Source organism: Synechocystis sp. CACIAM 05 (assembly GCF_010222815.1).
Lineage (GTDB): Bacteria > Cyanobacteriota > Cyanobacteriia > Cyanobacteriales > Microcystaceae > Synechocystis.
Genome location: NZ_CP019225.1, coordinates 2,217,478 through 2,232,707, shown reverse-complemented (window position 1 = coordinate 2,232,707; position 15,230 = coordinate 2,217,478). Strand labels below are relative to the sequence as shown.

General features: G+C 50.6%; 9 protein-coding genes. All 9 read left to right on the top strand.

What is annotated here, in order from left to right:
- Positions 1–7 precede the first annotated feature (7 nt).
- The 9 genes from BWK47_RS10580 (at position 8) to BWK47_RS10540 (ending at position 15,230) form a co-directional block, all read left to right on the top strand.
- Entirely contained in the window at positions 8–5,089 is a 5,082-nt protein-coding gene (locus tag BWK47_RS10580; RefSeq protein WP_162328607.1) for a WD40 repeat domain-containing protein, read from the top strand.
- Positions 5,090–5,097: 8 nt separating this feature from the next.
- A complete protein-coding gene (gene cobA / locus BWK47_RS10575) occupies positions 5,098–6,633 on the top strand; it encodes a uroporphyrinogen-III C-methyltransferase (RefSeq protein ID WP_443081619.1) in 1,536 nt (511 codons plus the stop codon).
- Positions 6,614–7,108: a hypothetical protein gene (locus tag BWK47_RS10570; RefSeq protein WP_162328605.1), complete on the top strand. Its 495-nt coding sequence runs from the start codon at positions 6,614–6,616 to the stop codon at positions 7,106–7,108. Before cobA ends, BWK47_RS10570 begins: the two co-directional genes overlap by 20 nt.
- An 88-nt stretch (positions 7,109–7,196) precedes the next feature.
- Positions 7,197–7,532, top strand: coding sequence for a hypothetical protein (locus tag BWK47_RS10565; RefSeq protein ID WP_162328604.1), 336 nt, complete (start codon positions 7,197–7,199; stop codon positions 7,530–7,532).
- A gap of 187 nt (positions 7,533–7,719) precedes the next feature.
- A complete protein-coding gene (locus tag BWK47_RS10560) occupies positions 7,720–9,864 on the top strand; it encodes an IMS domain-containing protein (protein ID WP_162328603.1) in 2,145 nt (714 codons plus the stop codon).
- 204 nt (positions 9,865–10,068) lie between these two features.
- Positions 10,069–11,979 carry a molecular chaperone DnaK gene (dnaK, locus tag BWK47_RS10555; protein ID WP_162328602.1) on the top strand — a complete coding sequence of 637 codons (1,911 nt, stop codon included), beginning with the start codon at positions 10,069–10,071 and terminating at the stop codon, positions 11,977–11,979.
- A 168-nt stretch (positions 11,980–12,147) separates the two neighbouring features.
- On the top strand, positions 12,148–13,266 hold the full coding sequence (gcvT, locus tag BWK47_RS10550; protein ID WP_162328601.1) for a glycine cleavage system aminomethyltransferase GcvT: 1,119 nt from the start codon (positions 12,148–12,150) through the stop codon (positions 13,264–13,266).
- Between the two features lie 406 nt (positions 13,267–13,672).
- Entirely contained in the window at positions 13,673–14,110 is a 438-nt protein-coding gene (locus BWK47_RS10545) for a hypothetical protein (RefSeq protein WP_237269605.1), read from the top strand.
- A gap of 61 nt (positions 14,111–14,171) precedes the next feature.
- Entirely contained in the window at positions 14,172–15,230 is a 1,059-nt protein-coding gene (locus BWK47_RS10540) for a Vgb family protein (protein ID WP_162328599.1), read from the top strand.

Genomic DNA, 15,230 nt, shown 5'->3' with positions numbered 1-15,230 from the left:
GATACCGATGACTGTTATGTTATCTTGCCTCACCCAGCAACAAGAACTTTTGCAATCCCTCGCTGACCGGGTTGGGCAACCAGCGATCCAGGATAACCTTTACTTTTGCCTAGCTGGTCAATTCACGTGGGTGGAAGATTGGTACACAACGGCGATCGCCGGTGACGTCTTAATTTTTGATGCGGGGGAAAAGGAGCAACTGGCTAGGGTTTTGCAACAATGGGAGCAGTTTACGGGGCATATTATCCTGATCACCGGCCTGACGAAAGAGCCCGATCCCCAAACTTTTTTAACCCAATTAGCCCTGGGAAAACAACAACGGTGCGGAGAAAGACATTTCCATTGGATTGTACTAGTTGACCCCACCATTGAAGAAGCTTTTCGCGGCCTACAGACTTTCTTGGACGGCAAAAGCCATTGGTTAGATCTGCGCCTGGGGGTGGGGGATCTGGAGCAATGCACCGATGAACTCTGGCAGTGTGTGTGGTTAGAACCGTCACCATTGGCTCCGGAGAAACGCCAGGAAATGCTGGTAAATTTACCCCATTGGTTGGGAGAAATTGTTGACCAAAAACAAAACCTCGAACTAGAACCGATTAGCCTTCTGCAAGCGAAATTATCCCTTCTCCAGGGTTTGGCACGGGAAAGCCGGGGAGAAATGGGACGAAAACAGGCCCAGTGCCACTATCGGGAGAGTTTGGATGTCTGGGAACTGCTGGGGGATACGGAACCGATTATTTGGCTGAGTCTGCGGTTGGCCTATCTTTTCCTACTCCAAGCCTACGGAGAAAAAAGTCGCGGCCATCAACTTTGGCAACAAACCCGCAATTATGCCCAAACGGCGATCGCCGCCCTGGAAAACCAGCAATGGCACTTTACCCATGGGGAAACCCTCAACCTATTGGGGGAAATCCTGCGGGGGCTAGAAGACTGGGAGCAACTGCGGCAGGCCGCCGAAAACAGCCTGATTTTTTTCTATCAGCTTTCCCCTTTTGCTGCCACAGACACCACCCCAGAGCGTAATCAGGAAAAGCTTTGGACCGAATTGGAATTACAGGGGCTAATTTCCCTAGCCCACAGTTACCTTTGTGAAGCCTTGGTGGAGCAATGGAAATTTGATGAGGGCAAGGAAGCTGTAAAAAGAGCTTTTGAAACCAGGCCTAAGCAGGTTGAAGAGCGGGATTATCGCCCCTGCTTGGCAAATTTGCATTACCTTGCCGGTCGGGTACAGTTGGCCAATGACCAGATTAGGGAATCCTTAATGACTCTGCGCCAGGCCCAAACCCTGGTGTCCTTTGAAGATAATCCCCGGCTATACTTAGCCATTCTGGTGGAATTAAGGGAGTGTTACTTGCAGTTGGAAGATTGGTTGGCGGCCCTGGCCATTGACCAGGAATATCAAGCCAGGGAATACCGTTTAGGTCAGCGGGCCTTCATTGGTCCCAAGCCCCTTCCCTGTTGGCCAGAACAACGCATTTGCGGCCATCCCCTAGCACCGGAAAAAATGTTGGGAGGAGGGGGGGAGGATCGGTCTGCTGTGGAGTCAAAAACGATGGTTTCCCTTACTTGGCAGGACCTGCAAAAGGTCTGGGAACAAAAGCCCATGCCAGTGTTGGTGCTAACAGGAGAGCCGGGGATGGGCAAAACTTCTTGGCTGGCGGGGGAAGTGTTGCAACAAATGTCCCCGGAGCGGGTGCTTTTGGTGGATTTTACTCCCCACTGGGCGGAAAAGTTGTGGGTTCACCTAGGGGAAAGCTTTAGTCTGCCTTCCTTGGGGCAAGCTACAACCCCGGAGTTGGTGTCTGCCCTGCAATCCCTACCAATCCTGGACTTGCTGTTGATATTGGACGGAGAAAACGGCTCCCTACCTTGGCAAAAAAGTCCTTCCCTACGTCAGCAGGAATTAGCCCAAGTACTGTGGCAATGGTTATTGACCACTAGTCCGTCCCAGGGTGTGCGTTTGTTAATTTCTGTGCCCCCAACGGCGATCGCCGACCTCTATGAAGAGTTGAAGGGACAACTGGGGGAAGAACATTCCCTGCCCCCCCTGCAATACCAAACTCTCTCTCCCCCCACCCTAGGGCAGGCTGAGAATTGGCTAACCCAAGCCATGGCCCAATGCCGCCATCCGTGGCCCCCAAGCCTACAGTCCCAGTTTTTGGGAGATCTAGCCATGGAAGGCAATGGAGAACAGCAGCCCTGGCTCTATCCCATTGATTTGCAACTGTTGGGAACCGTTTTGGAACAGGAGCAGGTAACTAAGTCAGCGGATTACCAGGGTAAAAAGTTAGATGAATGGTTGACCTTGGCTGTGCAAACCTATTTGGCTTTTTTACCCCCCCATCTGCTCAAAAAGGCCTTGCAGTTACTCAAAAGCCTGGCCGATGGACAGCAAGCTCTTTGTCTCAAAACCGAATATCAGTTACTAGCCGCGCTCTATTCTGCCCCTGAACCGGCCGCGGATAACCCGCCGGAGTTTGCCCAAGAAGACATTCAGCAATTGCAGTTACTGCTGACCCTATTGCTCCGCGGCAGATTAATCATTGTGATTTCCCAGGCCACAGTACCCTATTACCGTCTCAGTACGACTCATTTAGCCCATGCTCTCCAGGGGAAAAGTGCCGTTATTTCTACCCCCGCACTGATTAATGCTGGCCGCCGCGGTAGTAAATCCAATCCTAATTTAATCGCCCCATCCCCTGGCGATCGCCAACAGGGCAACGAGGATTTGATCGTAGAGTTGGAGGCCGGCTCCAGTGCAGAGGAACAGGTGGTCGCCCAAAAATTGAAAGCTGCCCAATTGCAATACCAAAAATTAGTGGCTGGGATCAACCTGGAAAAGCAGTGCCAGTTTATTCTCAAACAATTTCTCGTCTATCCCCTAGAGGCTCTGCTGGCGGCGGTCAAAACTGGGCAGGATTTACAAAAATTAGTCACACCGGAAACCCCTCTGGTGCAATATCCCAGCCTGGCTCCCTGGCTTTCTCTCCACAGCATTTTGGCTCGGATTAACGAATGTAACCGTTGCCACCATGAGGGGCCTGTTACGGTTCTGCGCATTAGCCCTTCCATGGAAAACACTCCCCCCTTAGTGCTCACCGCCACCACCAATGGCATCGCTTACCTTTGGTCTTTTCACGGCGAACTGATTAACGTTTTGCGGGGACATCAAGAAGCCATTACGGCATTGGACTGGAGTGCCGATGGTCAATACTTTGCCACCGCTTCTGCTGACCACACCGTTAAACTTTGGCAACGCCATGGGGAAGAAGTTGCAACCCTCAGGGGCCACGAAGACTGGGTGAGGAGTGTGCATTTTAGTCCCCACCATCAGTTTTTAGTTACTAGTGGTCAAGATAACACTGCACGCATTTGGAATTTTGCTGGGGAACAACTCACCCTCTGCCAGGGCCACGCCGACTGGGTCCGCAATGCTGAATTCAATTGCCATGGACAGATTTTACTCACTGCCTCGCGGGATGGCACGGCTCGGTTATGGGATCTAGAAGGTCGGGAAATTGGCCTCTGCCAGGGGCATACCAGTTGGGTCCGCAATGCCCAATTTAGCCCCGATGGCCAATGGATTGTGACCTGTTCTGCCGATGGTACTGCCCGGTTGTGGGATCTGAGTAGTCAATGTTTTGCTGTTTTAAAAGGGCACCAAAACTGGGTTAACAATGCCCTTTGGAGTCCCGATGGCGAGCACATCATCACGTCTTCTAGTGACGGCACCGCTAGGGTTTGGAGTCGCCATGGCAAATGCTTGGGCACCCTCCGGGGCCATGACCACAATATCCATGGAGCCCGTTTCAGTCCTGACGGCCAAAAAATTGTCACCTATTCCACCGACAATACGGCCCGACTTTGGACTAAGGAAGGCACTTTGCTCACCATTCTGCGGGGTCACCAAAAAGAAGTTTACGACGCTGATTTTAGTGCTGATGGTCGCTTTGTTTTCACCGTCTCCGCCGACCAAACCGCCCGTCAATGGGACATTTCCCCAAAAGATACCATCACCCTCACCGGCCACAGCCATTGGGTACGCAATGCCCATTTCAATCCCAAAGGCGATCGCCTGTTGACTGTTTCCAGAGATAAAACGGCCCGTCTCTGGACCACAGAGGGGGAATGCGTTGCCGTGTTAGCAGATCACCAAGGCTGGGTGCGGGAAGGTCAATTTAGCCCGGACGGCCAATGGATTGTCACGGGGTCGGCGGATAAAACTGCCCAACTTTGGAATGTACTGGGCAAAAAATTGACTGTTCTGCGGGGGCACCAGGACGCGGTGTTGAATGTGAGATTTAGTCCCGATAGCCAATACATTGTCACCGCCAGCAAAGACGGCACCGCACGGGTTTGGAATAATACCGGCCGGGAATTAGCGGTGTTGAGGCACTACGAAAAAAATATTTTTGCGGCGGAGTTTAGTGCCGACGGCCAATTCATTGTTACCGCGTCGGATGACAATACTGCAGGCATCTGGGAAATTGTCGGCCGGGAGGTGGGCATATGCCGGGGCCATGAAGGACCAGTGTATTTTGCTCAATTTAGTGCCGACAGTCGTTACATACTGACAGCCTCCGTGGATAACACCGCCCGGATCTGGGATTTCCTTGGTCGCCCCCTATTAACCTTAGCTGGCCATCAAAGTATTGTTTACCAGGCCAGATTTAGCCCCGAGGGAAATTTGATCGCCACCGTCTCCGCCGACCATACCGCTAGGCTTTGGGACCGCAGTGGTAAAACGGTAGCGGTACTATACGGCCATCAAGGTTTGGTGGGTACTGTGGATTGGAGTCCTGACGGACAAATGCTCGTCACGGCTTCCAACGATGGCACTGCGAGGCTTTGGGACCTTTCGGGAAGGGAGTTGCTCACCCTGGAGGGCCATGGCAATTGGGTCCGGTCAGCAGAATTTAGTCCTGATGGTCGCTGGGTTTTAACGTCCTCCGCCGATGGTACGGCCAAGCTTTGGCCGGTGAAAACGTTGCCCCAACTCCTGAGCCAGGGTGGACAATGGCTGAAAAACTACCTCACCCACAATGCCTTGGTGTCCCCGGCCGATCGCCCCGGCGCGAAAGTAACCTAATTTTTACAATGCTAAGTACAGATTCCAGAGCCAAAGTTTATCTGGTGGGGGCTGGCCTGGGGCCCGTGGCCTACCTGACTCAAAGGGCGATTACCGTGTTGGGTAGGGCAAACGTGGTAATTTACGACGCCTTGGTGTCCCAGGAGCTTTTTGATCTCCTGTCGCCGGATTGTGAGCGAATTTTCGTCGGCAAACGGGGGGGACAACCCAGCACTCCCCAGGCCAAAATTAATCAGTTATTGGTGGACCATTACCGCCGGGGCAAACAGGTAGTACGGCTGAAAAGCGGTGATCCCTGGATTTTTGGCCGCATTATGCCGGAATTGGCAACCCTAGTGGCCCACCATTGTGCCTATGAAGTAGTACCAGGAATTTCCTCGGCGATCGCCGGGGCGGGACTAGCGGGCATTCCCCTCACAGCCAAAGACAGCGGGGCCGGTTTTTTCATCATGGACGGCCATGATCCCCACCGTTGGCCTTGGCCTGCCCTGGCTCAATTGCCCACTTTGGTAATTCTGATGGGGGCCAAAAATTTGCCATTGTTGGTCAATGAGTTAGTCCGAGCAGGTAAATCTCCCTACACCCCCATGGCAGTGATTAAAAATGCTGGCAGACCGGAACAGCAAACCTGGGAAGGAACCCTAGCTGATATGGTGGAAAAAACCCAAGGACAGTCCCTCGCCCCAGCGGTAATTGTCATTGGAGATGTTGTTAGTCAAAGGATTATTGCCGCCTTGCCTCCCCTGCCCCTGACCGAAAAAACTATTCTGGTTACCAGGGCCGCCGACCAAGCGAGCCAGTTTACCGAGCTTTTGCACCAGCAAGGGGCCACCGTCTTAGCCATGGCTGCCCTGGAAATTGTGCCCCCCAAGGACTGGCAACCCCTCGACCAGGCCATCGCCAAGTTGGGGGATTTTGACTGGCTAATTCTGACTTCCGCCAATGGGGTAGAGTTCTTCTTTCAAAGATTGCAATACCACGGTTTGGACAGTAGGGCCCTGGCGGGATTAAAGTTGGCCGTAGTGGGCAAAAAGACCGCCCAAAGCTTAGAAAAATTTGGCCTCAAACCAGACTTCATTCCCCCGGATTTCATTGCCGATGCCCTGGTAGAACATTTTCCCCAGTCCCCAGCAGGACTAAAAATACTTTTTCCCAGGGTAGAAAGTGGCGGCCGGGCCCAATTAGTCCAAGAATTGAGCCAAAAACAAGCCTTGGTTACGGAAGTCCCCGCCTATCAATCCGCCTGCCCTGGCCATATGCCCGAAGAAGTGTGGCAAAGTATCGTTAATCAAACGGTGGATGTGATCACCTTTGCCAGTTCCAAAACCGTCAGCCATTTTCGGCAACTGTTGGCCCAGACTAGCCAAGCTAACGGTTACCAAGATTGGCGTTCCCTAATTAACCATTGCCAAATCGCTTCCATTGGCCCCCAAACTTCCGAACGCTGTTTACGGGAATTGGGTCGGGTGGACATTGAAGCAACGGAGTACACCCTAGAAGGCCTAACCGGGGCCATTACTAATTATGTTTACCAAAATCCGTGACCTTGCCTCTCCATTGCCATTGATGGCAGCCATGGCCGCCTTGGGGGGGATGCTGTTTGCCCCCGTCGTCCGTAGCCAAGAGACAATTTTTCAAGAAAGTGTCCAAAGCCAAACCACCTTTGCAGCTCAGCAATGTTCAGTCAAACTCACCGATCCCAGTGAAGAAATGGCCATGGACTGTAATCAGCTTTCCATCACGGAGGGGGACGGCACTATTAATTTCCACTACGACGATGGCGATGTCATGGGTTTTTCTTTCGTGCTGGAATACAATGACGACCCCATACTGGTCAATGGCAAAATCAATAACAATCAGTACAATGTCATTGGTACTTTTCTCTGGACTGCGGAAGATGGCATTGTTGACGAAACTTTAACGGAGGCCACAGGGAACTGTCGGGCCACCCCAGCCCAGGTGGTTTGTCAGGCTACCATTGACAACACCATGAAGGTGGAAGCGGTGGTGGATTTCTAGTTTGTTTAGGTTAATTTTTGAGCACCATTGAGCTTATTCCCTCTACTTTTCCCTGATCTTCCGTAGTTGCACTGTTTCCTTAGTTGAGGTGTTGATGAAATGTTGGTTAGCGGCGGCGGATTTGCTGGTGATTGCCGCTGAAGATTTGCCAGCTTACAAAAAAGGTGGTTCCATTGTTCGGAATAATTATTTTTGGGCCCTCCAGGCGATCGCCTGTCATAGTGGACGGGGCAGAGATTGGGAATTTGATGAAGCGGTGTGGGTGGCCCTGGGGAGACTACTGCTATTTTTTCTTAATTCTGGTTATCTGATGACGTCGGAAACCCTGCTGGAATTTCCCTGTAATGAAGTTATTCCCCTTAGCCTGCGGTCGGTGGCCACCTGGCAAGCTACCGGGGACGATGGAGGACTAAAATCGTTTTGAGGGCGCAATTTAGGCTGGCAAAGCAGGTTTTTGGTTTTTTTTGGAATTATTAGTCACAAAAAAGCTGTCGTATAGTATGGTATTAGCCTTTAACATGTCTTCCGACTCCCCAGAAACCGTCAGTACTATTCCGTGCTATTTCTCCATAAGCTTTTAAACTGAACCCGTCCTGCCAAGGCTTTTTCCGGTGTTTATCCCCCTCGACTTTTATCGTATTTTAGGCATTCCTCCCCAGAGTGGTGGGGAAACCATTGAGCAGGCCTACCAAGATCGCCTTTTACAATTACCCCGGCGGGAATTTAGTGACGCCGCAGTTACTCTCCGCAATCAATTACTGGCGATCGCCTATGAAACCCTGAGGGATCCGGAAAAACGTCAGGCATACGACCAAGAATGGTGGGGAGCCATGGACGAAGCCCTGGGGGAAGCCTTACCCCTCACCACCCCGGAGTTGGAATGTAGCCCAGAGCAAAAAATTGGGGCCCTGTTGATCCTGTTGGATTTGGGGGAATACGAACTGGTGCTCAAGTATGGTGAGCCAGTACTGCACGATCCCACCCCCCCGGCGGGAGGCCTGCCCCAGGACTATTTGCTTTCGGTAATTTTGGCCCACTGGGAACTGAGCCGGGAACGTTGGCAACAACAGCAGTATGAATTTGCCGCCACCGCCAGTCTTAAGGCCCTAGCTCGGTTGCAACAGGATAATGACTTCCCCGCCTTGGAAGCAGAAATTCGTCAGGAACTATACCGTCTGCGACCCTACCGTATCCTCGAACTTTTGGCTAAGGAAGGGCAAGGGGAGGAGCAACGTCAGCAGGGTCTAGCTCTGTTGCAAGCGATGGTGCAGGACCGGGGCGGCATTGAAGGTAAGGGGGAAGATTATTCCGGATTGGGAAATGATGACTTTCTAAAATTCATCCACCAACTACGCTGTCACCTCACAGTGGCCGAGCAAAACGCCCTATTTTTGCCCGAAAGTCAACGGCCGTCTTTAGTAGCAAGCTATTTGGCAGTACATAGTCTGATGGCTGAGGGAGTGAAGGAACAGGACCCCATGGCCATTGTCGAAGCAAAATCTTTGATTATACAGTTGGAAAATTGTCAAGATTTGGCCCTAGAAAAGACAATTTGTGAATTATTATTGGGTCAAACGGAAGTTGTTCTGGCGGCGATCGACCAGGGAGATCCCAAAATAGTAGCTGGCCTCGAATCTAAGTTAGCGGCGGGGGAAGACCCCTTAACTGCTTTTTATACTTTCACTGAGCAGTGGCTGGAGGAAGAAATTGTCCCCTACTTTAGGGATCTTTCTCCGGAGACCCTTTCCCCCAAGGCCTATTTCAATAATCCCTCCGTTCAGCAGTATCTAGAACAACTAGAGCCGGATTCCTTCACCACTGACAATTCTTTTGCCTCCCCTGCCCTCCTTAGCACCGCAACGGAATCGGAAACTCCCATGGTACATAGTTCCGCCGCCCTTCCCGATCGCCCTTTGACCTCCACCGTTCCCCCACGACGGGGACGCAGTCCAAGACGTTCCCGAGACGATGTTTTCCCCAGCGCCGACAATTCCAGTGGTTTGGCCGTCACCACCCTATCTCCGGCGATCGCCTACGACACCCACTCCTTGGGCACCAACGGTATTGGCGGGGATGGCACTAGCAACGGTTTTTCCAGTAACTCCGCTGCAGAATCCACCAGTAAGTATAAATCTCCCCGGCGACGCAAAAAACGGGTGACCATCAAGCCGGTGCGCTTCGGCATTTTTCTGCTTTGCCTAGCAGGCATTGTGGGGGGGGCAACTGCCCTAATTATCAATCGTACTGGCGATCCCCTAGGTGGGTTGCTAGAAGACCCCCTAGATGTGTTCCTGGACCAACCTTCAGAATTTATCCCCGATGAAGCCACGAGCCGGAATTTGATTCTCAGTCAACCCAACTTCAATCAGCAAGTGGGTCAGATGGTAGTACAAGGCTGGCTTGATAGTAAAAAGTTAGCCTTTGGCCAAAACTACGATGTCGGGGCATTGCAGAGTGTTTTAGCCCCCAATCTCCTTGCTCAACAACGGGGTCGGGCCCAACGGGATCAAGCCCAAAAGGTCTATCATCAATATGAACACAAGTTGCAGATTTTAGCCTATCAAGTTAACCCCCAAGACCCCAACCGAGCCACCGTTACTGCCCGGGTAGAAGAAATTAGCCAGCCCTTTACCCTAGGTAATCAACAGCAGAAAGGCTCCGCCACCAAAGATGACTTGACTGTGCGCTATCAGCTAGTACGACACCAAGGGGTTTGGAAAATTGACCAAATACAAGTGGTAAATAGCCCCCGTTAGTGCGTGGCGTTAACTCCCCTTTTGACCATGGCATACGGCTAGATGCCCCCATAGGTACGGAAACCTGCACTTCCGAGAACTAAGCCCCTACCGTCACTATAAGAGTGTGAACGTGTCGGCCCCAGGCAATGGATTGGAACCATGGCTTTTCGGCCCATCGTTGTGTCTTATATTCTTACTTGTTAACGGGAGTTAATTAAAATTATGGGAAAAGTTGTTGGGATTGACCTCGGTACTACCAATTCCTGTGTGGCTGTAATGGAAGGGGGTAAACCCACTGTTATCGCCAATGCAGAAGGTTTTCGCACGACCCCATCGGTGGTTGGTTATGCCAAAAATGGCGATCGCCTAGTGGGGCAAATTGCCAAGCGTCAAGCGGTGATGAACCCGGGCAATACTTTTTATTCCGTCAAACGGTTCATTGGTCGTAAATTTGATGAAATTACCAATGAAGCCACCGAAGTTGCCTACAGCGTAGTTAAAGACGGCAACGGCAATGTGAAACTAGATTGCCCAGCCCAAGGAAAACAGTTTGCCCCGGAAGAAATTTCTGCCCAAGTGCTGCGGAAATTGGTGGATGATGCCAGCAAGTACCTAGGGGAGACCGTTACCCAAGCCGTCATCACCGTTCCTGCCTACTTTAACGACTCCCAACGGCAAGCCACCAAAGATGCGGGTAAAATCGCCGGGATCGAAGTCCTGAGAATTATTAACGAGCCCACCGCTGCCTCCCTAGCCTACGGTCTGGATAAAAAAGATAACGAAACCATCCTGGTATTTGACCTAGGGGGCGGTACTTTTGACGTCTCCATCCTCGAAGTAGGGGAAGGGGTATTTGAAGTATTAGCCACCTCTGGGGATACCCATCTGGGAGGGGACGACTTCGACAAAAAAATTGTCGATTTCCTGGCCGGTGAATTCCAGAAGGCCGAGGGCATCGACCTCCGTAAGGATAAGCAAGCTCTACAACGGTTAACCGAAGCGGCCGAAAAAGCCAAAATCGAACTTTCCGGCGTGAGCCAAACGGAAATTAACCTGCCCTTCATCACTGCCACCCAGGATGGGCCTAAACATCTAGACACCACCCTGTCCCGGGCCAAGTTTGAAGAAATTTGCTCCGACCTGATTGATCGTTGTGGTATTCCCGTGGAAAATGCCATTCGGGATGCCAAAATCGATAAATCTGCCCTGGATGAAATCGTTCTTGTTGGCGGTTCCACCCGGATTCCCGCCGTGCAAGAAGTAGTAAAGAAAATTCTTGGCAAAGATCCCAACCAAGGAGTTAACCCCGATGAAGTAGTGGCCGTCGGAGCTGCTATCCAAGGGGGCGTACTTTCTGGGGAAGTCAAAGACATTCTGCTCCTGGATGTTTCTCCCCTCTCCTTGGGCGTAGAAACCCTAGGGGGCGTCATGACCAAAATCATTCCCCGCAACACCACCATCCCCACCAAAAAATCCGAAACCTTCTCCACCGCTGTGGACGGTCAAAGCAACGTGGAAATCCATGTGCTCCAAGGGGAACGGGAAATGGCCAATGACAATAAGAGCTTGGGAACCTTCCGCTTAGATGGTATCCCCCCTGCTCCCCGGGGCGTACCTCAAATCGAAGTTACTTTCGATATTGATGCCAACGGTATTTTGAATGTCACTGCTAAAGACCGGGGTACGGGCAAAGAGCAGTCCATCAGCATCACCGGGGCTTCCACCCTGCCTGATACGGAAGTGGACCGGATGGTGAAGGAAGCTGAATCCAACGCCGCCGCTGACAAAGAACGTCGGGAGAAAATTGACCGCAAAAACCAAGCGGATTCCCTCGTTTACCAAGCGGAAAAACAAATCACCGAGTTGGGCGATAAAGTGCCCGCCGCTGATAAAACCAAAGCGGAAGGTTTAATCAAAGACCTGAAGGAAGCTGTGGCCCAGGAAGATGATGCCAAAATCCAAACGGTGATGCCGGAACTACAACAGGTTCTCTACAGCATTGGTTCCAATATGTACCAACAGGCTGGAGCAGAGGCTGGGGTAGGCGCTCCCGGTGCTGGCCCTGAAGCGGGAACTAGCAGTGGCGGTGGCGATGATGTCATCGATGCGGAATTCTCTGAGCCGGAGAAATAGGTCTGGGTTTTAAAACCTGTATTGAAAGTCCCCTAGCCCCCAATCCTGGGGGAATCAGATTAGATAATCCTCCTTTAACCAGGGGGATTTTTTGTGCTTTTTTTAGGAAAAATCTATTATGCAGAAAGGACTTGCTGATTTCTTTGATTTTTGATTCCTGGAACCATTGTGGCCAATCTTTCCCCTGCCTTGCGTACTCCCCTTTACAACCTCATTACGGAACAAACTACCAAGCTCACAACCTTTGGGGGTTGGGAAATGCCGGTACAATTTGCGGGGCTAAAACAGGAACACCAAGCGGTGCGAGAAAAAGTGGGCATGTTTGATATTTCCCATATGGGGAAGTTTGTCCTGACTGGACAGAAGGTTTTAGCCGCATTGCAAAGTTTAGTGCCTTCAGATTTAGACCGTTTAACTCCCGGTAAAGCCCAGTACACTGTGTTGTTGAATGCCCAAGGGGGAATCATTGATGACATTATTGTTTATGACCAGGGCAAAAACCCAGAAGGACAAGAACGGGTAACTTTAATTGTTAATGCCGCCACGACGGTCAAGGATAAGCAGTGGTTACTGGAGCATTTACCTGAAGAGATTGATTTTCAAGATTTATCCAGGGAAAAGGTTTTAATTGCCCTCCAAGGCCCAGAGGCACCTACAATTTTGCAGCCTTTAGTGGATCAGAATTTAGGTGAATTACCCGCCTTTGGCCATTTGGAAGCAGAATTTCTCGGGGAAAAAGCCTTCATTGCCCGTACTGGTTATACCGGGGAAGATGGCTTCGAAATTATGGTTTCCCCAGAAGTGGGAAAACAACTCTGGCAAACTTTCGGGTCAAAAGGTGTTACTCCCTGCGGTTTAGGAGCCAGGGATACCTTACGGTTGGAAGCTGGCATGGGTTTGTATGGACAGGATATGAATGACGAAACAACGCCCCTGGAAGCAGGTTTGGGTTGGTTGGTACACCTTGATACCAAAGGGCATTTCATCGGCCGTGCCGTGTTGGAACAACAAAAGACCAATGGAGTGGAAAAACGCTTAGTGGGCTTGGAAATGTTGGCAAAACAAATTGCCCGCTATGATTACCCCATCCTCCACAGCGGTCAAAAAGTCGGTATTGTCACCAGTGGCACCCTTTCTCCTACCCTGCAAAAGGCGATCGCCTTGGGTTATGTCCCCAAGGAACTGGCCAAAGTGGGCCAGGAATTGGAAGTGGAAGTTCGGGGTAAAACTTATGGCATAAAAGTTGTGAAAAAGCCCTTTTATCGTTCCGAGCAAAAACCTCGTTAACCTGAGTTTTGGGTAAGGCTAAAAATGAGAAAGCTCAGTAAATCAAAGACTTTGTTTGATCCCTAAATTTATTTAGTTCGCCTTGAACCCATGGTGGGAGCGTGTACGAATAAAATTGACAATGTTGGGATTTGCTGGCTCTATTTCGGTTGCCCTGAGAAAGCGTTTAAAAAGTTGAGTTTTGGCTGTTTAATCCCCCCTAGCCCCTCTTGGAAAGGGGAGAAATGTGACAAAGGTCCCCCTTTTTAAGGGGGATTTAGGGGGATAAATACCTAGTCTTTCGCTTTTCAAACACGTTCTGAGAGGAAAACCTTGATTAAAGACAAGGCTTTCAGTAAGTCCTAATCTCGAACTCACGTCAATTTAAGGTACATTATTTCTTTCAATGAAAATTAATTTAATTTTTATGATCTGCGCTGTATTATTTGCTGGTACAGCCGCCGCCGAAACCTGTGCACCACTTCCTCCCCAGGTATCTTCCACTGCGGGGAACACCGTTCGAGTGACCATCGGCCCTGAGCTTGGTTTTGGCTCCCATGGCAACACCTATTTTCTGATTACTCGCCCAATATCTACCGTTACGATCAAGCTCACCCCTGTGACAACCGATGGGGCTAGTTATCCAACCCAGTTAATTGCTCGATATTCAGACGACACCATTTTTGAGTCCGGTGCCCCAATTTTCGTCCCAGACTCCACCAATCCAATTGTCTGGGGGCCGTTACAAGTTAATCAGCCTGGGAAAGTTCTGGATGTGTTTAATGTCAAGATTCTGGAAAATTATCGCCTTTATCCCCAGTCCAAAGGGTTTACCTACGACCTAGAAGCCATTGGCTGCGGTTAGTTTGCCCATCGTTTCCCGCCCATCGTTCATAACAACCATTACAGTAACTGAGATAACTGCCATGAGTCCCTTTCCAGCTAAATCCCTACTAATTGCCCTAGTTCTTTCTTGGCCTGCTAGTTTTGATGCTGCCCTAGCGGCTCCCGTGCAGGCCTCAACCTACAAAACATCAGGGATTCCAGCACCAGAGGCGATCGGCAATGATGCCAGTCGTTATAAAGTTACCATTTATCCCACTGTTCCCGGCATTGGTACCCGGGATGTTGCCCCAGATCCCGATGGGTCGGTTTGGTTTAATGGGCAATGGTCTGGTGTCATTGGGCATCTCAATCCTAAAACCGGCGAAGTCAAACTTTATCCATTGGGGACTGGTTCCCATCCCCATGGTGTGGTTTTGGGCCCGGATGGAGGACTTTGGATCTGTGATGAATCCAATGCCATTCGTCGGTTTGACCGCAAAACCCATGAAGTTAAGACTTTTCAACTCCCTCCCTTCTCCGGTAGTATGGGTTACGGCAATTTAAATACCCCAGTATTTGATAGCGAAGGAATTCTCTGGTTTACGGCTCAAAACGGCTATTACGGACGCTTAGATCCGAGTACTGGAGATATGAAAATTTTCCCTGCTCCCCAGGGATTTGGTCCCTATGGAATGACTGCAACTCCCAAGGGGGAAGTTTGGTACACTAGTTTGGCGGGGAATTACATTGCTCGGATTGATACGAAAACCTATCTCCCGGAAGTTTTTCCGATTCCGGATGATAAGGCCAATGGCTCCCGCCGAATTTGGTCTGATTCTCAAGGTCATATTTGGATCACAACTTGGGGAAATGGGGCTTTGATGCGCTTTAACCCCCAAAATAAGAGTTGGGATTCTTATAAACTGCCAGGCTTAGGGCCCCGGGGCTATTCGACCTATGTGGATAACCAAGACCGGGTCTGGAGTTCTGATTTTGGAACGAATTCAATCCATCAATTTAATCCAGAGACGATGTCATTTACGGTTTTTCCTGGCAATAAACAGAATGTACAGACTCTACAGATGAATGGAATTGGGGACAGGATTTGGGCTGGACAGCAGGGCGTTGATCAAATCGTTTTATTTGAACGTATTCCTTAA